This is a genomic window from Rhizobacter sp. P3_C12 (assembly GCF_056402735.1).
Genome location: NZ_JBFUGW010000073.1, coordinates 1 through 25,255, shown reverse-complemented (window position 1 = coordinate 25,255; position 25,255 = coordinate 1). Strand labels below are relative to the sequence as shown.

Here is a 25,255-nt window from a genome sequence, read left to right as displayed (position 1 = left end):
GCGGCAGCGGCCGAGGGCGCTGCGATGCCGCCGAAGGCGCCGGTGCCGGGTGCGGCGGGGGTGCCGGGTGCCGCCCCCGGCGCACCGGAATACTGCGCCCAGGCCCCGAAGGCACAGCCCAGCATCGGCGCTGCCAGCAGTGCGCGGGCCAGGCAGGTGGGGCGAAGGGTCCGTCGGCTCGGGCGCACGGCGTTCAGGTCCGGCGGTATTGCGGATAGCGTTCGTAGCCGGCCGAAGCGCGCTGGCTGGTGGCCTTGTTCAGCACGCACCAGACGGTCTCGCAGGCCTCGATGTCGGCGAACGCACGCGCCACCGAGCTCTGCGCGGTCTTCTGCGCCTGCACCACCATCAGCACCTGGCCCATGCGGGCGGCCAGCACGCGCGATTCGCTGGTGGCCAGCAGCGGCGGGCCGTCGAAGATCACGATGCGGTCGGCGTAGCGCTCGGCCAGGTCGGCCAGCAGCCGCTCCATCGCGACGCTCGCGAGCAGCTCGGTCGACTGGTCGGTCGGTCGGCCGGCCGGCAGCAGCGACAGCTTCGGGATGTTGGTGCGCATCAGCACCTCGGACAGGTCGAGCGACGGCTTGGTCAGCACGTCCAGCATGCCGAGCTCGGCCTCGACGCCCAGGCGCGACATCACCGACGGCCGCACCACGTCGGCATCGACCAGCAGCACCGAATGGTCGACCTCCATCGCGATGCTCATCGCCAGGTTGATCGCGTTGTAGGTCTTGCCCTCGCCCGGCAGTGCGCTGGTCACGAAGATCAGGTTGCCGCCGGCCTTGCCCGCCTCGCGCGCGGCCTGGGCGTGCTCGATGATCGGGCGCTTGACGGCGCGCAGTTCCTCGGCGAGGCCCATGCGCGGATCGTCCGGCGTCAGGTAGCCCTCGGCCGCCAGCCGGCGCAGGTCGATCTGCACCTCGCGCGAGCGGGCGTTGGTGGGTGCGCGGTCGGCGCGCGTCGGGCGGGCGACGGTGCGCGGCGCGAGTTCGATGTCGTCGGCGACGGTGCGTGCCATGGGCGCCGGGGGCGCCAGCGTGGCGGCACCGCCCGGCGCGCCGGTGACCGGCCCGAAGCCGGGCTCGGTGGCGGTCGGCGCCCAGCTCGGCACGTCGATGCCGGCGCGTCGCAGTTCCTCGAGGCGGCGGGTGGCTTGTTCGATGATGCTCATGGTGAGGCGGTCGTCAGGTTCAGTGGGGCTGGATGCCGCCGGCGAGCAGCGCGATCCAGGTCACGTTGAGGGCCATGAACACCACCATCGCGCCGCTCAGGCGGATGAGGTCGAAGCGCTGCGCACGCTCGGCCGCCATCGACAGGTGGCGTGACACGGTTCCCAGCACCGGGCGCTTCGCGAAGGCCTGCAGCGCCTCCTGCGTGTCGAAGGTCGGGTAGAGCTTGCCCATGCCGAACGCGGCGCCGCCGCCGGCGGCCAGCGCGAGGATCAGCGCGACGACGGCCAGGGCAGTGCGGTCCGGGAACGCGGCCTTGGCCGGCACGCGCGGCGGCTCGACCAGGCGGTACTCGGCCATGCTCTTCGACTGGTCGATCTTCAGGCCCAGCGAGGCGGCCTCGCGACGCGAGACCAGCATGTCGTACTGCTTGCGCATGATGTCGTAGTCGCGGTTCAGCTGCGCGAGCTCGGCCTCGGCCTGCGGCACGCGGCTCGCGGTGGCCTTGACCTGGTCGAGGCGCTCCTGCTGGCCACCGAGCTGGCTGCGCAGCGACGCGACATTGGCCTCGGCCTCGGCCAGCGCGATGCGCAGGCGCTGGTACACCGGGTTCGACGACGCGACGCGGCCGCCGCTCTTGGCCGCTGCCTTCACGCGCTCGGCCTCCTGCTGGCGCTTCTGCGTTTCCAGCTGGACGATCATCCGGCGCGCCGCGATCACGTCGGGGTGCGCGTCGGTGTAGCGGCGCAGCAGGTCGTCGAGCGAGCGGCGCTGCGCATCCAGGCGCGAATCGATCTCGGTCTGCATCGCCATCGGCACCGCCGGTGCCGGCGCGTCGACCGCCACGTTCGGCTCTTCGCTCGACAGCTCGCGCTTCAGCGCGTCGCGCGACTGCTCGGCGGCGGCCAGCGTCATGCGCAGCTTGCCGACCTCGTCGGTCAGCACCGACATGCGGGCGAAGTAGTCCTGCCCCGACACACCGGAAACGCCGAAGTTGCGCAGCTTGAATTCCTTCACGCGGTTCTCGGCCTCGACCAGCTTGACCTCGTAGGCCTTGATCTGCTCGTCGATGAAACGGCTCGCGTCCTGCGAGTCGCGCTGCTTGCTGTCATTGCCCGAGTCGATGAACAGGTTCACCAGCCCGTCGACCACGGCCTTCGCGCGGTTCGGGTCGCCGTCGCGGTAGCTGATCAGGTAGAGGTTGCCGCCGCTGTGCTCGACCTTGATGCGGGCGGTCAGGCGGTCGATCGCCTGTTCGCGCTTCAGGTCGGTCAGCGTGCCCAGGCCGACGCCCGGGTCGCCCATCAGGCGCTCGATGTTCGGGCGCGACAGCAGCGTCTTCGCGAGCATGCGCACCTGCTGGTCGAGGTCGGGCTGGAACGCGAGGCCGGCCATCAGCGGCTTCAGCACCGACTGGGTGTCGACGAACAGCTTGGCGGTGGCTTCGTAGCGGTTGGGGATCACCCACACCATCAGCGCCAGCACGACGGCGGTGGCCCAGGCGACGGCCATCGCCAGCCAGCGGCGCTGCCAGATCGTGCGCAGCACGATCGAGATCTGACGGGTCAACTCATTCATCTTGGAGCTTCTGGATGGGTCGACACGCGGAGGCCGACCGTCTCAACAGGGGGTGGTGGGGCCGGGCATCGGGGCGGCCACCGGGTTTCGGAACCGGATCGATCAGAACCAGGTCGATCAGAACCAGCTTTGCGGGACGATGATCACGTCGCCGGGCTTCACGTCGACGTTGGCCGAGATGTCGCCGCGCTTGATCAGGTCCTTGAGCCGCACGCTGTACTGCTTGCCCTGCTCGGTGCCGCGCACCAGCACGGCGGCATTGCCGTCGGCGAACTCGGTCAGGCCGCCGGCCTGGATCATCACGTCCAGCAGCGTCATGTTCTGGCGGTACGGCACCGACTGCGGGCGGGTCGCCTCGCCGATGATGCGGATCTGCTCCGAGAACGAGCCCTGGAAGTTGTTGACGACGACGGTGACGACCGGGTCGCGGATGTACTTGCCGAGCTTGGCCTCGATGTCGCGCGCCAAGTCGGCCGGGCTGCGGCCGGCGGCGAGCACGTCCTCGACCAGCGGGGTCGAGATGCGGCCGTCCGGGCGCACGGTGACGGTGGACGACAGGTCGGCATTGCGCCACACGACGATGTTGACGCTGTCGAGCGCGCCGATCAGGTAGCGGTGGTCCGGCGTCTCGGCCACCTTCGGCGCCGGCGGCAGGCCGCTCAGGCTGCCGCACGCCGACAGCACCAGGGCGGCCGCGACTGCACCGACCCGTCCCAACAATTGCTTCATGTTCATTCTCGATGTCCCTTGCATTTGATCCAGCGAACCCCGCGGAACCGGCTTTGCCGGGCCGCTGGGGTTGCCCCCTTGAGGGGGTGGCGCGGAAGCGCCTCCGGGGGTGGTCAACTTCAATGCGCGCCTTCGCGGAAGAGGACGACGCTGACGGTCTCGATCAGGACCAGCAGGTCCAGCATCAGCGAGTTGTTCTTCACGTAGTACAGGTCGAACTGGTGCTTGCGGCGTGCGTCGTCGACCGAGGCGCCGTAGCTGTAGCGCACCTGGGCCCAGCCGGTCACGCCCGGCTTGATGCTGTGGCGCACGTCGTAGAACGGGATCTGTTCCTTCAGCTGCTTGACGAAGCTCGGGCGCTCCGGGCGCGGGCCGACCATGCTCATCTCGCCGCGCAGCACCGACAGCAGCTGCGGCAGTTCGTCGATGCGGGTCTTGCGCATGAAGGCGCCGACGCGGGTCACGCGCGAATCGTTCTTGGTGGCCCAGACGGCGACGCCATCTTTCTCGGCATCGGTGCGCATGCTGCGGAACTTCATGCACATGAAGATCTTGCCGCCGAGGCCAACACGCTCCTGCTTGTAGATGATCGGGCCGCGCCCTTCGAGGCGGATCGCCAGCACCGCCAGCAGCATCACCGGCGAGGCGAGCAGCAGCAGGAACGACGAGCTCGCGATGTCGAACGCGCGCTTCAGGATCATGCGCAGGCGGCCCTGCACGAAGCCCTGGCCGTAGACCAGCCAGCTGGCCTTCAGGCTGTCGATCGGCACCTCGGACTTGGCGCGCTCGTAGAAGCCGGCCAGGTCGACGATCGGCACGCCGCGGATGCGGCAGGCGAGCAGCTGGTCCATCGGGACGCCGCCGCCGCGCTGTTCGCGCACCGCGACGATCACTTCATCGATGTGGTGGTCGCGCACGATGTCCTCGATCGACAGCTCGCGCGAGAACACCTTGTGGCCGCGCAGGCTCGCGACCTGCAGGCCCGAGGCGGTGTCGGCTTCGGTCGGGAAGAAGCCGGCGACGTTGCGGCGCAGGCGCTTCATCGTCATCAGGTCGCTGGCGACGCTCTGTGCCTCGGCGCCGTTGCCGACGATCAGCACCTTCGGGATGGTGGCCATGCGGCTCATCAGGTACATCGCGCCGCGCACCAGCACCAGGCCGACCAGCAGGTACAGCACGGCCTTGGTCATGATCTGCACCGCATAGCCGCCGTTGGCCATGCTGTCGAGCACCAGGTAGGTCACGTAGGCGCCGACGACCAGCGCGGCCAGTGTGCGGCGCAGCATCGCGGCGAAGCCGATCGGGGTCGGGCGGTACAGGCCGGCGAAGGCGTACAGCAGCGACATCACCATCGCGAAGCCGCTGGCGAACAGGAACAGGTGGGGCACCGTCAGGCCGGACGGCGCGTCCTGCGCCCCCGGCAGGATGTGGACCGACGAGGCGGCCAGCACGATGGCGAAGAAGCACAGCAGACCGTCGGCGATCATCCCGAACAGGGTGGCCACCGAAACATGTAACTGAAACACCTTCAACATGACGCTCATCCTTCAGAACTTCATCCCGGAGCTGCCGCCGATCGCTTCGGCGTGCTGCGCGGAACGCAAGCAGATGGCGCGGATTGTCAGTACAGGTGGACCAGTCCCCAATCCTCTAAACGAGGGCCCACCCCCGTGAACAGGGGGGCGGCAGCGAGCGTCAGCTCAACACTTGATGCCCACATGCAACGCGACGATGCCGGCGCTGAGGTTGTGCACGTCGACATGGCCGAAACCGGCGGTCTTCATCATCGCCTTCAGCGCCTGCTGGTCGGGGTGCATGCGGATCGATTCGGCGAGGTAGCGGTAACTGTCTGCATCACCGGCCACCAGCTTGCCGATGCGCGGCAGCGCCTTGAACGAATACCAGTCGTAGAACTTCTCCAGCGGCTTGGCCACCTTCGAGAACTCCAGCACCAGCAGCCGGCCGCCGGGGCGCAGCACGCGGCACATCTCGGCCAGCGCCCGGTCCTTGTGGGTCATGTTGCGCAGCCCGAACGCGACGCTGACCAGATCGAAGCGATCGTTCGCGAACGGCAGCGCCTCGGCATCGCAGATCGCCGTCGGCAGCACCAGGCCCTGGTCGAGCATGCGGTCGCGGCCGTGGTGCAGCATCGCCTCGTTGATGTCGGTGTGCACGACGGTGCCGCGCTCGCCAACCTTCTTCGCGAACGCGCCGGCCAGGTCGCCGGTGCCGCCGGCGATGTCGAGCACCGAATCGCCCTCGCGCAGGTTCGCGACGGCCACCGTGTAGGCCTTCCAGGCCCGGTGCATGCCCATCGACAGCACATCGTTCATCAGGTCGTACTTCGACGCGACCGAATCGAACACGCCGCGCACGCGCTCGGCCTTGCGGGTCTCGTCGACGGTCTCGAAGCCGAAATGGGTGTTGCTCATGGGTCAGTCCGTCGCAATCAATGGTGGTGGCCGCAGGCGGACGCGGCCTTGTCGGGCATCGGCGTGTCGCGCGTGGCACCGGCCGCCTGCAGCCGCGCCTCGTACTGCTGCCACAGCTCGGCCTCTTGCGAGCCGAGGAAGTAGAGGTAGTCCCACGAGAAGATGCCGGTCTGGTGGCCGTCGGAGAACGTGGGCTGAACCGCGTAGTTGCCGACCGGCTCGAGCGCGGTGAGCGTGACCTCGCGCTTGCCGGTCTGCAGCGTCTCCTGGCCCGGGCCGTGGCCCTTGACCTCGGCCGACGGCGAATAGACCCGCATCAGCTCGAACGGGATGCGGAAGCTGCGGCCATCGGCGAACGCCACCTCGAGCACGCGCGATTGCTCGTGCACCGTGATCGCGGTGGGTTGCGGGGTCTGGGCAGTGAGTCCGGCCATGGGGAATCCGAGTGTAGGAGGGTTCAGGCCGCGCGCGACAGCGCGGCGGCGACGCGCTCGTCGAGGCCTGTCAGTTGGCGGGCCAGGCGGTCGGCCGCGGGCGGCTGCACCTCGCGCTGGCGCGTGCCCCAGATGGGCTGCGGGAAGTGGCTGTCCCAGTCGAAGCGCGCGATGACGTGCCAGTGCAGGTGCGGCACCATGTTGCCGAGCGCCGCGAGGTTGATCTTGGTCGGCGACAAGGCCTCGCGCAGCACGCGCTCGACGGTGGCGACCAGCGTCATCGCGTGGGCGCGGGCGGCGGCGTCGAGGTCGGAGAACTCGGCCACGTGCTGGCGCGAGACGACGCGGTAGAAACCGGGGAAGTTCGCATCGGCGATGCGGATCACGCGCCAGCCGTCGTCCTGCCAGACCAGCGCGCCGCCGCTCTCGCGGCACAGCTCGCAGCCGGGGGCGGGATGGGCGGGGCGGAGGAAGTCTGCAGGCATCCGCGCATTATCGGCGGCCACCGATAACATCGGCGGCTTCTCCCGAGAACGGATCGCTGTCATGACTTCTGCGCTCACACGCCGCCGCTTCAACCTCGCCCTCGCCGGCGCGCTCGCGTCCGCCGGCACGGCCCACGCCGCCGACGCCTGGCCCTCGAAGCCGATCCGCTGGGTGGTGGCCTACCCGGCCGGCGGCGGCTCGGACTTCCTCGCGCGGCAGCTCGCGCCGCAACTGGGCAAGCAGCTCGGCCAGACGATCATCATCGACAACCGCCCGGGCGCGGCCGGCATGATCGGCACCGACAACGCCGCCAAGTCGCCGCCGGACGGCTACACGATCGTCACCGGCGACAACGGCGCGATGGTCTTCAACAGCGCGATGTACAAGAAGGTGCCGTACGACCCGAAGGACCTGGCGCCCGTCGGCTTCATGGCGCGCTTCCCGCTGATCCTGGCGGTGAACCCGGGCGCCGGCTTCACGAGCGCGCAGCAGCTGCTCGACGCGATCAAGAAGAACCCCGGCAAGTACAGCTACGCGTCGCCCGGCATCGGCAGCCCGCACCACCTGGCGATGGAGCTGCTGAAGGACCGCACCGGCAGCTTCGTCGTGCACGTGCCGTACCGCGGCACGGCGCTCGCGGTGCAGGATGTCATTTCGGGCCAGGTGCCGATGATGGTGCTGGACACCGCGGCCGGGCTGCCGCAGATCAAGGGCGGCAAGGTCAAGGCGCTGGCGGTGATGTCGAAGAAGCGCATCGCGTCGCTGCCCGACGTGCCGACGCTCGACGAGCTGGGCATCAAGGGCTTCGAGGTGACCGCGTGGCAGGGCCTGTTCGTACCGCACGGCACGCCGCCCGAGATCGTCGCGCGGCTCACGCAGGAGATGCACAAGGCGATCAGCACGCCGGAGGTGAAGGCGCGGCTGGAGGAGTTCGGGCTGGATGTCGCGCCGACCGACGGGCCGGCGCTGGCGAGCTTCGTTCAGCAGGAGACGAAGTTCTGGCATGCGCTGATCAAGGAGCGCAAGCTGTCGGCGGATTGAGGATGGGAGTGGAACCCGGATTGGCATCCGGGCTGCGCGGTGCGGGCATGCGCCGATCGAGGAGCAGAAGCTGCACTCAAGCCGGTTTTTTGCGCCAATAGGCGGGTTGGCGCCGGTGGTGCGCGACGGCCATCACCGTGACCTGATCGCCGTCGACGACATACCAGATGGTGTAGGGAAAACGGTGCAACACGAGCTTGCGGTTGCCGAGGGCATCCGGCCCACGCACCAAGGGGGCATGGCCGATTCTTTCAATGCCATCGAACACCGCCGCCCGAAAGCCCTCGGCTGCAGACACACTGCGCTCCCGGTACCAGCGGAAGGCATTGGCGATATCGTTCTCTGCTACCGGATCGAACCGGAGGTGGAAGTCGCTCACAGGCCGCTGAGACGAGCCTTCACTTGTTCCCAGGGGACCGTCTGTCGAACTCCGGTGCGCAGCTCCAGCTTGCGTTGTTCGATCTCTTGCGCCCACGCCTGCGTCACGACGGATTCTTCTTCGCCGTCCAGGCTTTCCAGCAAGGCGAGCGCAAGAGCGGACCTCTCATCCGGCGCCAGGTCCAGCGCTTGCGACATCAATTGATCGACTCGAGCGTTCATGGTGAACAGTCTAGGCCGGACCGCAGTTTCACACCAGCACGCGCTCGATCCCGCCGTCATTCGCCATCTCCACATACTCCGGCATCCAGTCCGCCCCGAGGATCTTGTTGGCCATCTCGACGACGATGTAGTCCGCCTCCAGCAGCCCGTTCTGCAGGTCATTGCCGTAGCGCGACAGCCCCTGCAGGCAGCTCGGGCACGAGGTCAGGATCTTCACCGGACCCTCGGCCGCCACCGCGCCGGTCGCGCGCAGCGTGGCCTCGTCGCGGCGCAGTTCTTCTTCCTTGCGGAAGCGCACCTGCGTCGAGATGTCGGGCCGCGTCACGCCCAGCGTGCCGCTCTCGCCGCAGCAGCGCTCGCTCTTCAATACGTTGTCACCCATCAGCGCCTTCACCGTCTTCATCGGCTCCTGCAGCTTCATCGGCGAGTGGCACGGGTCGTGGTACAGGTACCCGGCCCCCTGCGTCGTGTCGAGCGTGATGCCCTTCTCCAGCAGGTACTCGTGGATGTCGATGATCCGGCAGCCCGGGAAGATCTTGTCGAACTGGTAGCCCTGCAGCTGGTCGTAGCAGGTGCCGCAGCTCACCACCACCGTCTTGATATCGAGGTAGTTCAGCGTGTTGGCCACGCGGTGGAACAGCACCCGGTTGTCGGTGATGATCTTGTCGGCCTTGTCGAACTGCCCCGAGCCGCGCTGCGGGTAGCCGCAGCACAGGTAGCCCGGCGGCAGCACCGTCTGCACGCCGGCATGCCACAGCATCGCCTGCGTCGCCAGGCCCACCTGCGAGAACAGCCGCTCCGAGCCGCAGCCCGGGAAATAGAACACCGCCTCGGTCTCGGCCGTCGTCGCCTTCGGGTTGCGGATGATCGGGACGTAGTTCTTGTCCTCGATGTCCAGCAGCGCGCGCGCCGTCTTCTTCGGCAGCCCGCCCGGCAGCTTCTTGTTGATGAAGTGGATCACCTGCTCCTTGAGGGGCGCGGTGCCCACCGTCGAGCGCGGCGCGGCGGTCTGCTTCTTCGCGAGGCCGCGCAGCAGGTTGTTGGCCGCACGCTGCGCCTTGAAGCCGACGTCGACCATCGCACTGCGCAGCAGCTTGATGGTCTCCGGGTTGGTGGCGTTGAGCATCATCATCGCCATCTTGTTGCCGGGGCGGAAGCTCTTCTTGCCCATCTTGCGCAGCAGGTTGCGCATGTTCATCGACACGTCGCCGAAGTCGATCTTCACCGGGCACGGGCTCAGACACTTGTGGCACACCGTGCAGTGGTCGGCCACGTCCTCGAACTCCTCCCAGTGCTTGATCGACACACCGCGGCGCGTCTGCTCCTCGTACAGGAAGGCCTCGACCAGCAGCGAGGTCGCGAGGATCTTGTTGCGCGGGCTGTACAGCAGGTTGGCGCGCGGCACGTGCGTCGCGCACACCGGCTTGCACTTGCCGCAGCGCAGGCAATCCTTCACCGACGCGGCGATCTCGCCGATGTCGCTCTGCTGCATGATCAGCGACTCGTGCCCCATCAGCCCGAAGCTCGGCGTGTAGGCGTTGGTCAGGTCGGCCTTCAGGCGCACGCCGTCGAAGCTCGCGTCGCGCAGCAGCTTGCCCTTGTTGAAGCGGCCCTCGGGGTCGACGCGCTGCTTGTACGCGGTGAAGCCGGCCAGTTCCTCATCGGTCAGGAACTCGAGCTTGGTGATGCCGATGCCGTGCTCGCCGGAGATCACGCCGTCGAGCGAGCGTGCGAGCTTCATGATGCGCGCCACCGCCTCGTGCGCCGTCTGCAGCATCTCGTAGTTGTCGCTGTTGACGGGGATGTTGGTGTGCACGTTGCCGTCGCCGGCATGCATGTGCAGCGCCACCCACACGCGGCCGCGCAGCACGTCGCCGTGGATCTTCTGGCAGGCGTCGACGATCGGCGACAGCGTGGCCCCGGCGAAGATGCCCTGCAGCGGCGTGCGGATCTGCGCCTTCCACGACGCGCGCAGCGTGTGGTCCTGCAGGTCGTCGAAGAAGCTGACGCCGCGATCAGCCTGCACCTGGTCGAGGTTCGACAGCCAGTGCGACCACAGCCCGCGCACCTCGCGCAGCAGCGCCAGCGCCTGCTGCACGCGGTCTTCGAGCAGCTCGGCCGACGCGATCTGGTTCGCGTCGTCGCTCTTGCCCAGCGGCAGCTGGCCGGCGACGAAGAAATCTTCCAGCGCATCGACCAGCGCCAGCTTGTTGCGCAAGCTCAACTCGATGTTGATGCGCTCGATGCCGTTGGTGTACTCGCCCATGCGCGGCAGCGGGATCACCACGTCCTCGTTCACCTTGAACGCGTTGGTGTGGCGGCTGATCGCCGCAGTGCGCTTGCGGTCGAGCCAGAACTTCTTGCGCGCCTCGGCGCTGACCGCGACGAAGCCTTCGCCGGCCCGGCCGTTGGCCAGCCGCACCACCTCGCTGGTGGCGCGCGCCACCGCATCGGCATCGTCGCCGGCGATGTCGCCCACCAGCACCATCTTGGGCAGACCGCCGCGCTTGCTCTTGGTCGCGTAGCCCACCGCCTTCAGGTAGCGGTCGTCCAGGTGCTCCAGCCCGGCCAGGATCGCGCCGCCGGGCTTCTTCTGCTCGGCGAACATGAAATCCTTGATCTCGACGATCGACGGCACCGCATCCTTCGCGTTGCCGAAGAACTCCAGGCACACCGTGCGGGTGTGCGCCGGCATCTTGTGCACCACCCAGCGCGCGCTGGTGATCAGGCCGTCGCAGCCTTCCTTCTGGATGCCCGGCAGGCCGGCGAGGAACTTGTCGGTGACGTCCTTGCCCAGGCCTTCCTTGCGGAAGGTGCGGCCCGGCACGTCGAGCTGCTCGGTGCGTTCGAGCACCTTGCCGGTCGCGTCGAAGTACTTCAGCTCGAAGCGGGCCACCTCCACGTCGTGGATCTTGCCCATGTTGTGGTCGAGCCGCACCACCTCGAGCCACTTCGCGTCGGGCGTGACCATGCGCCACGAGGCCAGGTTGTCGAGCGCGGTGCCCCACAGCACCGCCTTCTTGCCGCCGGCGTTCATCGCGATGTTGCCGCCGACGCACGAAGCCTCGGCCGAGGTCGGGTCGACCGCGAACACGTGGCCGGCGCGCTCGGCCGCATCGGCCACGCGCTGCGTGACGACGCCGGCCTCGGTCCAGATGGTCGCCACGTCGCGGTCCATGCCGGGCAGGCGCATCACCTCGACCTCGGTCATCGCCTCGAGCTTCTCGGTGTTGATGACCGCGCTGTTCCAGGTCAGCGGCACGGCGCCGCCGGTGTAGCCGGTGCCGCCCCCGCGCGGGATGATCGTCAGGCCGAGTTCGATGCACGCCTTCACGAGCGCCGCCATCTCGGCCTCGGTGTCGGGGGTCAGCACGACGAACGGGTACTCGACGCGCCAGTCGGTGGCGTCGGTCACGTGCGAGACGCGCGACAGGCCGTCGTACTTGATGTTGTCCTTCGCGGTGTGGCGGCCGAGCGCCCGCGTGGCCTTGCGGCGCAGCGCGTCCATCGCGTCGAACTGGTCGGCAAAGGCCTGCACGGCCTGGTGGGCGGCGTCCAGCAACTCGCCGACCGAGGCGTCGCGCTGCGCATCGCTCTCGTTGGCAACCGCGGGATTCCGCCGCGCCTGCACCTCGCGCAGCCGGTGGTTCAGCGCCTCGATCAGCAGGCGGCGGCGCCGCGGGTTGTCGAGCAGGTCGTCCTGCAGGTAGGGGTTGCGCTGCACCACCCAGATGTCGCCCAGCACCTCGTAGAGCATGCGGGCCGAGCGGCCGGTCTGGCGCTCGTCGCGCAGGCGGTCCAGCAGCTCCCAGGCCCGCGATCCCAGGATCCGGATCACGATCTCGCGGTCGGAGAACGAGGTGTAGTTGTACGGAATCTCGCGCAGGCGGGGCGCCTTGTGCGCGGCAGTGGCCGCGGCGATCTGGTTCAGCGGGATGGGTGCGTTCATGGGGGCCAGGCTGCAGCACGCCTGTGGGGGCACTTGGACGCAAATGGTACCTCAGCACCTGTTCGGTGCCGGGCGCGCCCCGCCCCGGGGATCCGGCGGGGTAAATCCCGTTGCCGCGGCCGACCATCCACGACATAAACGGACTGTCACAAACTCGTAGCACACTGCGCGGCTGGTCAAAAACCAACCCGTCATTTTCCGGAGAAGTACATGACAACGAAAAGATACGCCGCCCTCGCCGCCGCCGGCTTTGCCGCGCTGGCGCTCGCCGGCCCCGCCCACGCCCAGGTCGAAGTGCAGTGGTGGCACTCGATGACCGGCGGCCTGAACGAATGGGTCAACGACCTGGCCACGCAGTTCAACAACAGCCAGAAGGACTACAAGGTCATCCCGACCTTCAAGGGCAACTACGACGAGTCGATGACCGCCGCAGTGGCTGCCTTCCGCGCCGGCAATGCGCCGCACATCCTGCAGGTGTTCGAGGTCGGCACCGCGACGATGATGTCGGCCAAGGGCGCGATCAAGCCGGTCGGCGAGGTGATGAAGCAGAGCGGCGTCAGCTTCGACCCGAAGGGCTACGTGCCGGCGGTCTCGGGCTACTACACCGCGCCGAACGGCGAGATGCTGTCGTTCCCGTTCAACAGCTCGACGACGATCTTCTATTACAACAAGGACGCCTTCAAGGCCGCCGGCCTGGACCCGAACAAGGCCCCGACGACCTGGCCCGAGGTGACGCTGGCCGCCGCCAAGCTGAAGGCCGCCGGCGTCAAGTGCCCGTACACCACCAGCTGGATGAGCTGGGTGCACCTGGAGAGCTTCTCGACCTGGCACAACACGCTGTTCGCGACGCAGAACAACGGCTTCGGCGGCCCGAGCGCCCGCCTGGCCTTCAACTCGCCGCTGCACCTGCGCCATTTCGAGAACCTGGCCAACATGTCCAAGCAGGGCCTGTTCGTCTACAAGGGTCGCGCGAGCGTCGCGGTGCCGTCGTTCGTGTCGGGTGAATGCGCGATGTTCACCGGCTCGTCGGGCTCGTACGCCGACGTCAGCAAGGGCGCGAAGTTCGCGTACGGGCTGGCCCCGCTGCCGTACTACCAGGACGTTCCCGGCGCGCCGCAGAACACCGCCATCGGCGGTGCGAGCCTGTGGGTGATGTCGGGCAAGAAGCCGGCCGAGTACAAGGGCGTCGCCGAGTTCTTCAAGTACCTGTCGAGCCCCGAAGTGCAGTCGGCCAGCCACAAGCGCACCGGCTACCTGCCGATCACGACGGCGGCCTACGAGATGACCGAGAAATCGGGCTTCTACAAGGAAAAGCCGGGCACCGACGTGGCGGTGACGCAGATGATCCGCAAGACGACCGACAAGTCGCGCGGCATCCGCCTGGGCAATTTCGTCCAGATCCGCACCATCATCGACGAGGAAACCGAGCAGATCTGGTCGGGCAAGAAGGATGCGAAGACGGCGCTGGACGACGCGGTGAAGCGCGGCAACGAGCAGCTCGAGCGCTTCGAGAAAGCCAACAAGGCTCCGGCCCCTTGAGCTGAAACGGGTCGCGTCGCGGCACAATGCGCGCGACGCGGCTGCCCCAGGAAGGCGGCCACCCCGGCCGCCTTACTCATTCTGAACCCCATGGAAAAGCGAGTTAGGTTCGATTCGCAGGTCTTGCCCTGGATGCTGGTCGCCCCGCAGCTGGCGATCTGCGCCGTCTTCTTCTTCTGGCCGGCCGCCCAGGCATTGCTGCAGTCGATGCAGGTGCAGGACAGCTTCGGCCTGTCGACCGAATGGGTCGGGCTGGACAACTTCAAGACGCTGTTCAACGATTCGGCCTACCTCGAATCCTTCCAGGTCACCGCGGTGTTCTCGCTGCTGGTGGCGGTGCTGGGCATCGCGCTGTCGCTGATGCTGGCGGTCTTCGCCGACCGCATCGTGCGCGGCGCGCTGTTCTACAAGACGATGCTGATCATCCCGTACGCGGTGGCGCCGGTGGTCACCGGCGTGCTGTGGGTGTTCATGTTCTCGCCGTCGATCGGCGTGGTGGCGTACGCGCTGGACCATACCTTCGGCTTCCAGTGGGATCACCTGCTGAACAGCACACATGCGATGACGATGATCGTCACCGCCGCGGTCTGGAAGCAGATCTCGTACAACTTCCTGTTCTTCCTGGCCGGCCTGCAGTCGATCCCGAAATCGCTGATCGAGGCCGCGGCCATCGACGGTGCGCGGCCGTGGCGGCGCTTCTGGACCATCCAGTTCCCGCTGCTGTCGCCGACCACCTTCTTCCTGCTCGTGATCAACATGGTGTACGCGTTCTTCGACACCTTCGCGATCATCGATGCCACCACCCACGGCGGCCCGGGCCGCGACACCGCGATCCTGGTCTACAAGGTCTATCAGGACGGCTTCAAGGGCGGCGACCTCGGCGGCTCGGCCGCGCAGTCGACGGTGCTGATGCTGATCGTCATCGCGCTGACGGTGCTGCAGTTCCGCTACGTCGAAAAGAAAGTGCAGTACTGACATGGTCGAGCGCCGCCCCACCCTCGGCATCCTGGCCCACGCCGTGATGATCCTCGGCGTGCTGATCGTCGCGTTCCCGCTGTACATCGCGTTCATCGCGTCGACGCACACCTCGCAGGCCATCCTGCAGGTGCCGATGCCGATGTCGCCCGGCGGGCACTTCTGGGAGAACTACCTCGCGGCGCTGAACGGCCACGGCGGCGGCGCCGGCTCGAACGCGCCGGTTGCCCGCATGATGTGGGTGAGCCTGGTCACCGCGCTGGTGATCACCTTCGGCAAGATCGCGATCTCGCTGCTGTCGGCCTTCGCGCTGGTGTACTTCCGCTTTCCGTTGCGCGGGCTGGTGTTCTGGGCGATCTTCGTCACGCTGATGCTGCCGGTCGAGGTGCGCATCAGCCCGACCTACAAGGTGGTGTCCGACCTCGGCATGCTGAACACCTACGGCGGCCTCACGGTGCCGCTGATCGCGTCGGCCACCGCGACCTTCCTGTTCCGGCAGTTCTTCCTGACCGTGCCGGACGAGCTCGTCGAGGCCGCCCGCATCGACGGCGCCGGCCCGATGCGCTTCTTCAAGGACATCCTGCTGCCGCTGTCGAAGACCTCGATCGCGGCGCTGTTCGTGATCCAGTTCATCTACGGCTGGAACCAGTACCTGTGGCCGCTGATCGCCACCACCGGCGAGCAGATGTACCCGGTGGTGGTGGGCATCCGCATGATGATCGCCGGCGGCGACTCCGGCAACGAATGGAACATCGTGATGGCCACCGCCATCCTCGCGATGCTGCCGCCGGCGATCGTCGTGATCCTGATGCAGCGCTGGTTCGTCAAGGGCCTCGTGGACACCGAGAAGTAAAGAACAAAACCATGGCAGCCATTTCCCTCCAGAACGTCGTCAAGCGCTACGGCATCGGCCCGAAGGCCAACCAGGTCATCCACGGCGTCAACGCCGAGATCGGCGACGGCGAGTTCATCGTGATCGTCGGCCCGTCGGGCTGCGGCAAGAGCACGCTGCTGCGCATGGTGGCCGGGCTCGAGGAGGTCTCCGGCGGCGAGATCTCGATCGGCGGGCGCGTCGTCAACGACGTCGAGCCGTCCGAGCGCGACATCGCGATGGTGTTCCAGAACTACGCGCTCTACCCGCACATGAGCGTGTTCGACAACATGGCCTACGGGCTGAAGATCGCGAAGGTGCCGGTCGCCGACATCAAGACCCGCGTCGACAAGGCCGCGAAGATCCTCGAGCTCGGTGCGCTGCTGCAGCGCAAGCCGCGCGAGCTGTCGGGCGGCCAGCGCCAGCGCGTCGCGATGGGCCGCGCGATCGTGCGGCAGCCGCAGGTCTTCCTGTTCGACGAGCCGCTGTCCAACCTCGATGCGAAGCTGCGCGGCCAGACCCGCCTGGAGATCCGCAAACTGCACGCCGAGCTGGGCGTCACGTCGCTGTTCGTCACGCACGACCAGGTCGAGGCGATGACGCTCGCGCAACGCATGATCGTGATGAACGCCGGCCACATGGAGCAGATCGGCACGCCGGAAGAGGTCTACGCCCGCCCGGCCACCACCTTCGTCGCGAGCTTCATCGGCTCGCCGCCGATGAACCTGCTGACCGGCCGCGCACAGGGCGCGAGCTTCACGTTCGGCGGCGTGGACCTGCCTTTGCCCCACGCGGCGCCGCGCGACGGCGAGCTGATCCTCGGCGTGCGCCCGGAGCACCTGGGCCATGCGAGCCTCGCCCACGACGGCGGCTGGCCGCTGGCGATCGAAATGGTCGAGATGCTCGGTGCCGAACGCCTGGTGCACGGCCGCATCGCCGACCACGGCTTCACGCTGCGCATCGACGGCACGCTGGTGCCGCCGGCGCCCGGCAGCACGCTGCACCTGAAGCCGTCGGCCGAGCACCTGCACTGGTTCGACGCGGCGAGCGGCAAGCGGGTGGTCGCATGACCACCTGGAACTACCCCCTCTGGGTCGCGCACCGCGGCGCCGGGCTGCTGGCCCCCGAGAACACGCTGGCCGCGTTCCGCGTCGGCGCCAGCCACGGCTACCGCGCGTTCGAGTGCGACGTCAAGCTGAGCGCCGACGGCGTGCCCTTCCTGCTGCACGACGCGACGCTGCAGCGCACCACGCCCGAGCACGGCCGCGCCTCGGACCGCAGCTGGGCCGAGCTGTCGCGGCTGGACGCCGGCGGCTGGCACAGCCGCGGCTTCGCCGGCGAGCCGATCCCGAGCTTCGAGGCGATCGCCCGCTACTGCCTGCGCAACGGCTTCGCGCTGAACATCGAGATCAAGCCGACGCCGGGCGATGAGGCCGAGACCGGCCGCGTCGTCGCGCGCGAAGCGGCCCGGCTGTGGGCCGGCGAGGCGCTGCAGCCGCTGCTCAGCTCGTTCAAGCCCGATGCGCTGGCCGCCGCCCGCGACAGCGCGCCGGCCGTGCCGCGCGCGCTGCTGCTGGACAGCCTGCGCAGCGGCTGGCTGGAAGAAGCGCAATCGCTCGGCTGCGCCGCCGTGGTCACGCACTACGGGCTGATCGACGCCGCGGTGCTGGCCCGCGTGCACGGCGCCGGCCTGCGCGCGCTGGTCTACACCGTGAACGACCCGGCCGAGGCGCGCCGGCTGATGGCGCTCGGCATCGACGGCATCATCACCGACGCCGTCAGCCGCTTTTCACCGGGCGTCGCCATCCACGACTGAATCGTCCACGATGGAGGGCCCGGGCCGCACGTCGGCCTCGGCCCCCATCCAGTCCTCGACGTTCTCCAGCTTCGGCAGCTCGCGCACGTTGCGGATCACCGGGTGGCGCCCCGCCACCGCCGCCACCAGCAGCGCAGCGGTGCCGGCGAACACCAGCGAGGCGCGCAAGCCCACCTGCTCGCCCAGCCAGCCGCCGAGCAACGCACCCGGCCCGGCCGGGATCAGGATCAGCCAGCGCATCGTCGCCGTCATGCGGCCGAGCAGCGGCTCCGGCGTCACCGCCTGCCGCAGCCCGAGGAAGTTGATGAAGATCAGCACCGCGCCGGCCGAGAAGCACAGCAGCATCGCCGCGAACGCCGCCACGCCCCAGGAGTTGGCCGGCGCCGCCGCCAGCACCAGCCAGCCGACGCCGCAGATCACGAAGCCCAGCACCAGGCACGGCCCCGGCCCGTAGCGCCGGCTGATGCGGTTGCCGTAGACGCTCGCGAGGATGGTGCCGCCGCCCATGCCCATGTAGCTGAGGCCGATCGCCTGCTCGCCCAGGCCCAGCGTGCGGGTCGCGAACAGGATCTGCACCACCAGCGCCGCGTGGTGGCACATCTGCCACAGGCCCACCGCGGTCGCCAGCGCGATCAGCAGGCGCTGGCTGCGCACGAAGCGCACGCCGGCCTGCAGGTCGCGCCAGAAGTGCGCATCGGCCCGCGGGCGGCGGATCTCGACGATGCGGATGCCGCGCAGGATGGCGGCCGACAGCAGCAGCAGCACCGCATCGACCAGCAGCGCGAGCGGCGCCCCCACCAGCTTGATCAGCGCGCCGGCCAGCCCCGGCCCGGCCACCTCGGCGCCCGAGGTGGCGAGCGCGTTCTTCGCATGCGCCTCCACCAGCCGCTCGCGCGCCACCACCTGCGTCAGCACGATCTGCGCGGCGGTGCCGGCGGTGGTGTAGACCGTGCCGATCACGAAGGCGACGACGTACATCCACGGCATCGTGAGCCAGCCCATCCACCAGGCGAAGGGCACGCTCGCGACGACCACCGCCAGGCTCGATTCGCCAAGGACGTAGACCGGCAGCTTGCGCACCCGGTCGAGCCAGACCCCGGCCGGCAGCGAGAACAGCACGAAGGGCAGCGTCTCCATCATGGTCAGCAGCCCCATCTGCGTGGGCGAGGCGTGCAGCAGCAGCGCGGCGGTCAGCGGCAGCGCGAGCATCGTGACCTGGCCGCCGAACGAGCTGATCAGGATCGAGGTCCAGAGCCGGCGGTAGGTGGCGTCGTGCAGCAGGTCGCCCACCGGCAGCGCCAGGCGCGCCCGCGCCTGGCGGCGCCAGGCGGCCAACCTCTCCGACAGCCCCGACACCCTCCCTCGCACGAACCGGCGAATCATCGATTCCCTCTCATATTTATGCGGCATTGGTCTCAACCGGAACCGCACAGTGTGCCGCGGTTCGATACCATCCGTCTCTCAAGGAGGTGCACGACATGCAAGCCCTGCAGATCCTTCACCTGGAAGACGACACGCTCGATGCGGACCTGGTGCAGCGCGAGGTCGCGCGGCTCGACATCCGGTCGAACTGGGTCACGGTCGCTTCCAGCGAGCAGTTCTTCGAGGCGATGGAGAACACCCGCTTCGACGCGATCCTCTCCGACAACCGCGTGCCCGGCATCGAGGGCCTGCAGGCGCTCGAGGTCGCGCGGCAGCGCCGGCCCGGCATGCCGTTCATCTTCGTCAGCGGCAACACCGACCCGCGCTGGGCCGAGCACTGCCTGGAGGCCGGCGCCACCGACTACGTCCCGAAGGACCAGCTGTTCCGCCTGCCGAGCGCGCTGCGCCGGCTGCACGATGCACGCGAGGCCGAGCGGCTGGCCCGGCTCACGCGCGGGCGCGCGCTGCTGGTCGACCTGGTGAAGGAGCTGTCGCTCGCGCGCAGCGTCGACACCATCGTGCGCATCGTGCGGCGCGGCGCGCGCCAGTTGAACCAGGCCGACGGCGCCACCGTCGTGATGCGCGACGGCGAGTTCTGCCACTACGTCGACGAGGACGCGATCGGCCCGCTCTGGAAGGGCAGCCGCTTCCCGCTCGGCTCGTGCATCAGCGGCTGGGCCATGCTGAACGGGCAGGCGGTCGCGATCCCCGACATCTACCTCGATCCGCGCATCCCGCACGACGCCTACCGGCCGACCTTCGTGAAGAGCCTGGTGATGGTGCCGATCCGCGCCGAATCGCCGATCGGCGCGATCGGCAACTACTGGGCGAACACGCACGAGGCGACGCCCGACGAGGTGGAGCTGATCCAGGCGCTGGCCGACTGCACCTCGCTCGCGTTCGAGAACGTCGCGGTGTACGAGAACCTGGAGCGCCGCGTGCAGCAGCGCACCGCCGAGCTGCAGGAGGCCAACAGCGAGCTCGAGGCCTTCACCTACTCGGTCTCGCACGACCTGCGCGCGCCGCTGCGCGCGGTGCAGGGCTACAGCGAGATGCTGYTGGCCGACGCCTCGCCGCCGCTGCAGGGCCAGGCGCTGCTGTTCGGGCAGAGCATCCTGGCCTCGGCGCACCGCATGCATGCGCTGATCGAGGACATGCTCAGCCTGTCGAAGGTCACGCGCGCCCAGGTGCGCGTGCAGCCGGTGCACATCGGCGCGATGGCGCGCGACATCCTGACCACGCTGCAGACGGCCTGGCCGCAGCGCAGCGCGCAGGTCGAGCTCGACGCCACGCTGATGGCCGACGGCGACGCCGGCCTGCTGCGGCTCGCGCTCGAGAACCTGCTGTCGAACGCCTGGAAGTTCACCAGCAAGCGCGACGACGCGAAGATCTCGTTCAGCGCCGAGGCGCAGAAGGACGGCCGCCTGGTCTACTGCGTGCGCGACAACGGCGCCGGCTTCGACATGGCCTACGTGCAGCAGCTGTTCGAGCCGTTCCGCCGGCTGCACCGGGAATCGGATTTCCCCGGCACCGGCGTCGGCCTCGCGATCGTGCGCCGCGTGGTGCAGAAGCACGGCGGCGAGATCTGGGTGCACGCCGAGAAGGACAAGGGCGCGAGCTTCTTCTTCACGCTGCCGCGCACCGGCAAGGCGCGCTGACAGCGGTTCAGCGCATCCGCTCCTTCAGCAGCGCGCGCAGCCGCTCGCGCAGCTCGGGCGTCATCTCGCCGAGCGCGCCGCGGCGGTTCGCCGGGATGTGCGCCGCCGCGTCGCGCCCGGCATCGAACACGTAGTGCTCGAAGATCGCGCCCCAGCCGCGGCGCTCCTCGGCGGGCAGCGACTTCAGGCACATCAGCACGTGCAGCAGGCCGTCGAGCGCCGACGGCACCGGGTCGTCGACCGCCAGCGCGCCGCGCCACCAGTAGTTCACCAGCATGTTGAAGCCCGCGAGCGACTCCACATGGTGCCACCACAGCGCCGGGATCAGGATCGCATCGCCCGGCTCGAGCTCGGCCACCTGCGCGGCGGCGACCGCCTCGCGGAAGCGCGGGAAGCGCTCGAAATCGGGCGCCGCGAAGTTCACCAGGCTGATCGGCGTGCCGGTCGGCGCATGGTCGAGCGGGCCGATGTACAGGTTGCCGATCTGCTCCGGCGGGAACAGCGTGAAGCGGCGCCGGCCGGCCACCACGCAGGCGATGTTGCTCGATTCGTCGAAGTGCGCCGGCGTCGTGAGCGCGTTGCCGAGCCAGATGCGCGGCACGATGCGCTGCCCGAGCAGCGGCAGCGGGTTCTCGTCGACGAAGCCGGGCAGGCAGTCGGGGATCGGCGAGCTCTGCACCGCCACCGCCGGCGGGTTCGGGAAGGCCGAGTAGCGCAGCACCTGCTCGAGCACCGTCGACAGCGGCAGCTGGTTGCGCATGAAGTTGAAGCCGCTCATGTCGGCGTTGTAGAACAGCCGCCCGTGCTGGTCGGGCGGCGTCATCACCGCCTGCACCTGGCTGCCGTTGTCGTGGTCGGCCAGGTACTGCGCAAGCGCCAGCGGCGATGCCAGGCCGTGGCGCACCGCGGGCCAGTGCTTCACGAGCCCGCGCAGCACGGTCGGGCGGGCGCCGGCGATCACCTCGCGGCGCAGCGTCTCGTCGTCGAGGCCGCAGACCTCAGGGATCGGTGTGGTGGTGATCGGTCGGGACGGCGGCTGGGACGGCATGGTCCGCCGAGGATAGCCCACGCAATGCCGCGGCGAGCTCGGCCACCACCGGCGACCAGTCGCCGCGCGTGGCCTGCCGGAACAGCCGCAGCGCGCCCGGGTACCACGGCGAATCGCTGCGTTCGGTGAGCCAGCGCCAGTCGGTCATCTGCTGCGGCAGCAGCACCCAGCACGGCTTGCCGAGCGCGCCGGCCAGGTGGGCGACCGCGGTGTCGACGCAGATCACGAGGTCGAGCGCCTGCACGATGGCGGCGGTGTCGGCGAAGCTGTCGATCTCGCCGCCCAGGTGCAGCGCGACCGGCGCGCGCAGCGCCTCGTCTTCGCCGGCGCCCTTCTGCAGGCTGACGAAGTGCACGCCGGGCAGCGCGGCCAGCGGCGCCAGCAGGTCGATCGACGGCAGCGAGCGCTCGTCGTCGTTCTCGAACGCGGGGTTGCCTTTCCAGACCAGGCCCACGCGCAGGCCGCGCGATGGGAGCGCCTGCTGCAAACGCAATTGCCAGCGCGCGGCGTCCGCCGGCTCGGCGCGCAGGTAGGGTCGGGCCGCGGGAACCGTGTCGGGCAGGGTGCCGAGGTGGCGCGGCACGCTGGTCGCCGAGGTCCAGCAATCCCAGCGCGCGGGCGGCAGCAGGCCGTCGGCCGGCAGCACCTCGTCGACACCGTCCAGCGTCGACAGCAGCGCCTGCAGCGGCGGCGGGCACAGCAGCGTGACGCGCAGCGCACCGGCCTGCTTCAGCACCGTGGCGAAGCGACTGAACTGGATCATGTCGCCGTAGCCGCCCTCCAGGCCGACCAGCACGCGGCGGCCGTCCAGCGGCTCGCCCTGCCAGCGCGGGCAGGTGACGCGCCCGGCCAGGTCGAGCTGCCAGCCGCGCCATGCGTAGTGGGACCAGCCCTCGTCCCAGCGCCCGTCGCGCAGGCACAGGTAGGCGAGGTTGATGTGCGCCTTCGGGTACTGCGGGTCCAGCGACAGGCTGCGCCGGCAGCAGGCTTCGGCATCGCCGTGCCGGCCCATCTGCGCGAGCAGCACGCCGAGGTTGGACCAGGCGGCCGGCGCGTCGGGATCGAGCTGCACGGCCGCCCAGCAGGCGGCCAATGCCTCGTCGAAGCGTTTCAGACGCGCCAGCAGCGCGCCGTGGTTCAGGTGGATGGTGGGTTGCTGCGGCCGCAGCGCGAGCGCGCGGCGGTAGCAGGCGTCGGCCTCGTCGAGGCGGCCGGCGGCCTCGGCCAGCCAGCCGAGGTTGGCATGCGCCTCGCCGAGATCGGGCTCGATCGCGATCGCCTCGCGGAAGCAGGCTTCGGCACCCGCTGCGTCGTGCGCGGCGAGGTGCCGGGTTCCGTCGAAGAAGCGTTGGCTTGCAGCGGGCTGCATGCGGGCATTGGAACGCGCCGGCCGGCATCGCGATCCTCGAAGCAGCAGGGCAAGAGCCCGGCTGTTCTTGTCAATAGTGCGGCGGCAACTCGTCGCGCAGGCTGCGGAACGGCACGGCGTCCTGGCCGGCGGCCTGCTGGCGCAGCAGCGCGATCTGGGCCGCCATCTGCTCGATCTGCTGCTGCTGGCGCGCCAGCAACGCGTTCAGCGAATCGAGCAGGTCCTCGCTGAAGCTGGCCTTGATCTCCAGGGCGGTGAGGCGGCGGTCGGTGTCGTGTGCGGAGTCCATGGGGGCATTGGAACTCAGCCGCTGCGCCTCGGGATCGATCCGGTCAGTGTCGTGTAGCGCGAAGCTCCTCCAACGCTTTCCGCAACGGCCCGACCCTCAAGTTCTGCTCGAGCGTCAGGTTCTCGCTGTCGTCGAGCACATCGAGTGCATCAAGCGCATCGAGGCAGGCAGCGATGTAGTCATCCAGCTGGTGCGCCTCCACACGTTTCGCGAGCGCCTTTTTCAACGACGCCCCCGGCGTGCCGACGATCGCCAACAGTTCGTGAATCTCCGGCAGCATCCGGCGGGCGGTGTCCCGGGACGGGTCCATCGGCTTGCCGTCAATTCCCTCCTCGGACCGGTCAAGAGGCGTGTTCGTGTGCTCTTTCTGCCTGTTCTTCGGCGATTTCACCCGTGGTACACCAGGGTCGTCGCTGTCTTCGCCGGCTATCTGCCCGAGCTCGCGAACGATATCTCGCGCCAGCAGGGTCACCTTTTCGTTCAGGTGTCCCGCATGGGCAAGCATGCGGAGTTCACCAGCCAACACGCCGCAGAAGCGCTTGCGAGCCTCCTCCGAGGTGTCAGACAGAAGGTGGTCGATCGCCAGCTGCAATTGGTCGTGCCACGTGGATCCCGGCTGGCCTGTCGCGAAGTACAACAGGCTTTGAACGTGCTGATACGCCCCGATGCAGTCTTCTGTCCAGTCGTCGTTCGCCGTCTCGCCCAGTTTCGTCCAGGTGCGCAGGTGGCGCTCGGCCGCCCCGTCCCGTGCTGCCGGCTCCGGCTGAAGCTGGTTTTTGAACGCCAGCATCCGTGCATAGACGCCGTCCGGATCAGCTTGCTCTCCCAGGTGCTCGAATGCCTGCTGCAGCACCGCCATGGACTGGAGGAAGGTCTTGCGGTCGACCCCGAGCCCTCCTTCATCTTCGGGGCTGAACATGATCCGGGCCAGCGCCACTGGAACAGTCTCTTCACCCGAGTTGGACAGGCGCCGGGCCATCGACTCCGCGACCTCGAACCTGCTGACGAACTGTTGCGGCTGGACCGCTTCGTTCGTGCGCGCCGGCGGCATGTCGTAGGTCCGGCGCAGCGCGTTCGCGATCGCCGCGTGAGCCTCCTCGATCCGGCCTGCATGCAACTGCGCCAGCACGGCTCCGCGCAGCAGCAGTTCACTGACCGGATCGAACCCCCCGGCCCGCAGGATCTTCATCGCGAAGGAATCCTCTCGCCCGCCGGCGTCCAGGTTCTCCAGGATGTCGAACGCCATCATGTCCACCGTCATCGACTCGTTGGCGCCACCCTCGTAGGTCGCTGTGTGCTCCTTCGCATAGCCTTGCTCGGCGTCGGTCAAGTCGCCTCTGCCGTACTGCACCGAGAAGCCCTGCAGGTAGGCCTTGCGCAGCGCGTCCAGCGAATGAATGGCACGCATCGCCCGGTTGTCACGCTCATCCCATTTCTGCAGACGTTCTTCGTCCGCACGTGTCTTCTGGCGCTTGTACATCGAGACCCCAAAGAAGCCCATCGCGGCCGCGCTGAAAACCGGGATGGCATAGGCCAGCCCGGGGGCGGCAGCGGCGACGACGGGGACGGCCGCCGCCCCCAGCGCGAACTTCGCCAACAGGATCGTGCTCATCTCTGCGGCGACGATGCGCCCGGCACCAGACACGATCCGGCTGACAGCCGCCTTCTGCTCCTTGCCCGCAATTCGCTTCTTGCGCTGGCAGTAACCGAGCAGGGTGCCCAGATAGGCCTCATGCAACGGGTTGTCCCATGCCTCGTCCCACAACGGCGTCAATCGTGCGATTCGCGCCTTGGACATGGCCTTCGCGATGTCGGCAGCCTCCAGCTCGAATCCTCCCTGCGGCATGTCC

General features: G+C 68.7%; 23 protein-coding genes. 7 read left to right on the top strand and 16 right to left on the bottom strand.

Annotation, left to right across the window (positions count from 1 at the left end):
- The 8 genes from AC1DXV_RS13860 to AC1DXV_RS13825 all read right to left on the bottom strand — a co-directional run.
- Positions 1 to 188 (bottom strand): hypothetical protein (locus AC1DXV_RS13860; RefSeq protein ID WP_477934056.1); only part of this gene is annotated, 188 nt, incomplete at its 3' end.
- A 5-nt stretch (positions 189 to 193) separates the two neighbouring features.
- Entirely contained in the window at positions 194 to 1,171 is a 978-nt protein-coding gene (locus AC1DXV_RS13855; RefSeq protein ID WP_477864700.1) for an XrtA-associated tyrosine autokinase, read from the bottom strand.
- Between the two features lie 19 nt (positions 1,172 to 1,190).
- Positions 1,191 to 2,747 (bottom strand): XrtA system polysaccharide chain length determinant, encoded by a 1,557-nt coding sequence (locus AC1DXV_RS13850; protein WP_477864699.1) that lies wholly within the window; start codon positions 2,745 to 2,747, stop codon positions 1,191 to 1,193.
- A gap of 117 nt (positions 2,748 to 2,864) precedes the next feature.
- Positions 2,865 to 3,476, bottom strand: a complete 612-nt coding sequence (locus tag AC1DXV_RS13845; RefSeq protein WP_477864698.1) for an XrtA/PEP-CTERM system exopolysaccharide export protein — start codon at positions 3,474 to 3,476, stop codon at positions 2,865 to 2,867.
- A gap of 119 nt (positions 3,477 to 3,595) precedes the next feature.
- Positions 3,596 to 4,981, bottom strand: a complete 1,386-nt coding sequence (locus AC1DXV_RS13840; protein ID WP_477934054.1) for a TIGR03013 family XrtA/PEP-CTERM system glycosyltransferase — start codon at positions 4,979 to 4,981, stop codon at positions 3,596 to 3,598.
- Between the two features lie 195 nt (positions 4,982 to 5,176).
- Positions 5,177 to 5,908, bottom strand: a complete 732-nt coding sequence (gene ubiE, locus AC1DXV_RS13835) for a bifunctional demethylmenaquinone methyltransferase/2-methoxy-6-polyprenyl-1,4-benzoquinol methylase UbiE (protein ID WP_477864696.1) — start codon at positions 5,906 to 5,908, stop codon at positions 5,177 to 5,179.
- A 17-nt stretch (positions 5,909 to 5,925) separates the two neighbouring features.
- A complete protein-coding gene (locus tag AC1DXV_RS13830) occupies positions 5,926 to 6,342 on the bottom strand; it encodes a gamma-butyrobetaine hydroxylase family protein (RefSeq protein WP_477934052.1) in 417 nt (138 codons plus the stop codon).
- 23 nt (positions 6,343 to 6,365) lie between these two features.
- On the bottom strand, positions 6,366 to 6,827 hold the full coding sequence (locus tag AC1DXV_RS13825) for an HIT family protein (RefSeq protein ID WP_477864694.1): 462 nt from the start codon (positions 6,825 to 6,827) through the stop codon (positions 6,366 to 6,368).
- Between the two features lie 61 nt (positions 6,828 to 6,888).
- Here AC1DXV_RS13825 and AC1DXV_RS13820 point away from each other — a divergent pair, with 61 nt between their 5' ends.
- Complete coding sequence (locus tag AC1DXV_RS13820; RefSeq protein WP_477864693.1) at positions 6,889 to 7,869, top strand: Bug family tripartite tricarboxylate transporter substrate binding protein; 981 nt, start codon at positions 6,889 to 6,891, stop codon at positions 7,867 to 7,869.
- A gap of 76 nt (positions 7,870 to 7,945) precedes the next feature.
- Here AC1DXV_RS13820 and AC1DXV_RS13815 read toward each other — a convergent pair whose 3' ends face one another.
- The 3 genes from AC1DXV_RS13815 to AC1DXV_RS13805 are packed head-to-tail and all read right to left on the bottom strand — an operon-like array spanning position 7,946 to position 12,418.
- Positions 7,946 to 8,248, bottom strand: coding sequence for a type II toxin-antitoxin system RelE/ParE family toxin (locus AC1DXV_RS13815; RefSeq protein ID WP_477864692.1), 303 nt, complete (start codon positions 8,246 to 8,248; stop codon positions 7,946 to 7,948).
- Positions 8,245 to 8,469 carry an addiction module protein gene (locus AC1DXV_RS13810; protein ID WP_477864691.1) on the bottom strand — a complete coding sequence of 75 codons (225 nt, stop codon included), beginning with the start codon at positions 8,467 to 8,469 and terminating at the stop codon, positions 8,245 to 8,247. Before AC1DXV_RS13810 ends, AC1DXV_RS13815 begins: the two co-directional genes overlap by 4 nt.
- A 28-nt stretch (positions 8,470 to 8,497) precedes the next feature.
- Positions 8,498 to 12,418, bottom strand: coding sequence for a DUF3683 domain-containing protein (locus AC1DXV_RS13805; RefSeq protein ID WP_477864690.1), 3,921 nt, complete (start codon positions 12,416 to 12,418; stop codon positions 8,498 to 8,500).
- 210 nt (positions 12,419 to 12,628) lie between these two features.
- Between AC1DXV_RS13805 and ugpB the strand changes: the two genes are divergently transcribed.
- The 5 genes from ugpB to ugpQ all read left to right on the top strand — a co-directional run bounded on the left by ugpB (position 12,629) and on the right by ugpQ (position 17,619).
- Complete coding sequence (gene ugpB / locus AC1DXV_RS13800) at positions 12,629 to 13,957, top strand: sn-glycerol-3-phosphate ABC transporter substrate-binding protein UgpB (protein WP_477864689.1); 1,329 nt, start codon at positions 12,629 to 12,631, stop codon at positions 13,955 to 13,957.
- 90 nt (positions 13,958 to 14,047) lie between these two features.
- Entirely contained in the window at positions 14,048 to 14,932 is an 885-nt protein-coding gene (ugpA, locus tag AC1DXV_RS13795; protein ID WP_477934050.1) for a sn-glycerol-3-phosphate ABC transporter permease UgpA, read from the top strand.
- A gap of 1 nt (position 14,933) precedes the next feature.
- Positions 14,934 to 15,785, top strand: a complete 852-nt coding sequence (ugpE, locus tag AC1DXV_RS13790; RefSeq protein WP_477864687.1) for a sn-glycerol-3-phosphate ABC transporter permease UgpE — start codon at positions 14,934 to 14,936, stop codon at positions 15,783 to 15,785.
- Between the two features lie 11 nt (positions 15,786 to 15,796).
- Positions 15,797 to 16,873, top strand: a complete 1,077-nt coding sequence (locus tag AC1DXV_RS13785; RefSeq protein WP_477934048.1) for a sn-glycerol-3-phosphate import ATP-binding protein UgpC — start codon at positions 15,797 to 15,799, stop codon at positions 16,871 to 16,873.
- Positions 16,870 to 17,619, top strand: coding sequence for a glycerophosphodiester phosphodiesterase (ugpQ, locus tag AC1DXV_RS13780; protein ID WP_477934046.1), 750 nt, complete (start codon positions 16,870 to 16,872; stop codon positions 17,617 to 17,619). Before AC1DXV_RS13785 ends, ugpQ begins: the two co-directional genes overlap by 4 nt.
- Here the strand turns inward: ugpQ and AC1DXV_RS13775 are convergent.
- A complete protein-coding gene (locus AC1DXV_RS13775) occupies positions 17,593 to 19,002 on the bottom strand; it encodes an MFS transporter (protein ID WP_477934044.1) in 1,410 nt (469 codons plus the stop codon). The genes ugpQ and AC1DXV_RS13775 overlap by 27 nt on opposite strands.
- A gap of 95 nt (positions 19,003 to 19,097) precedes the next feature.
- Between AC1DXV_RS13775 and AC1DXV_RS13770 the strand changes: the two genes are divergently transcribed.
- Positions 19,098 to 20,699 carry a sensor histidine kinase gene (locus AC1DXV_RS13770; protein WP_477871777.1) on the top strand — a complete coding sequence of 534 codons (1,602 nt, stop codon included), beginning with the start codon at positions 19,098 to 19,100 and terminating at the stop codon, positions 20,697 to 20,699.
- Positions 20,700 to 20,706: 7 nt separating this feature from the next.
- Here AC1DXV_RS13770 and AC1DXV_RS13765 read toward each other — a convergent pair whose 3' ends face one another.
- From AC1DXV_RS13765 to AC1DXV_RS13750, 4 genes are all read right to left on the bottom strand, one after another.
- On the bottom strand, positions 20,707 to 21,747 hold the full coding sequence (locus AC1DXV_RS13765; RefSeq protein ID WP_477934042.1) for a cupin-like domain-containing protein: 1,041 nt from the start codon (positions 21,745 to 21,747) through the stop codon (positions 20,707 to 20,709).
- Positions 21,698 to 23,116 (bottom strand): tetratricopeptide repeat protein, encoded by a 1,419-nt coding sequence (locus AC1DXV_RS13760; protein WP_477868315.1) that lies wholly within the window; start codon positions 23,114 to 23,116, stop codon positions 21,698 to 21,700. The genes AC1DXV_RS13765 and AC1DXV_RS13760 overlap by 50 nt, the downstream gene beginning before the upstream one ends.
- 70 nt (positions 23,117 to 23,186) lie before the next feature.
- The gene (locus AC1DXV_RS13755; protein WP_477868313.1) at positions 23,187 to 23,405 is read right to left on the bottom strand and encodes a SlyX family protein; all 219 of its coding nucleotides are present in this window, start codon (positions 23,403 to 23,405) and stop codon (positions 23,187 to 23,189) included.
- Positions 23,406 to 23,448: 43 nt separating this feature from the next.
- Positions 23,449 to 25,255, bottom strand: a 1,807-nt coding sequence (locus AC1DXV_RS13750; protein ID WP_477934040.1) for a hypothetical protein, incomplete at its 5' end; no start/stop codon positions are given.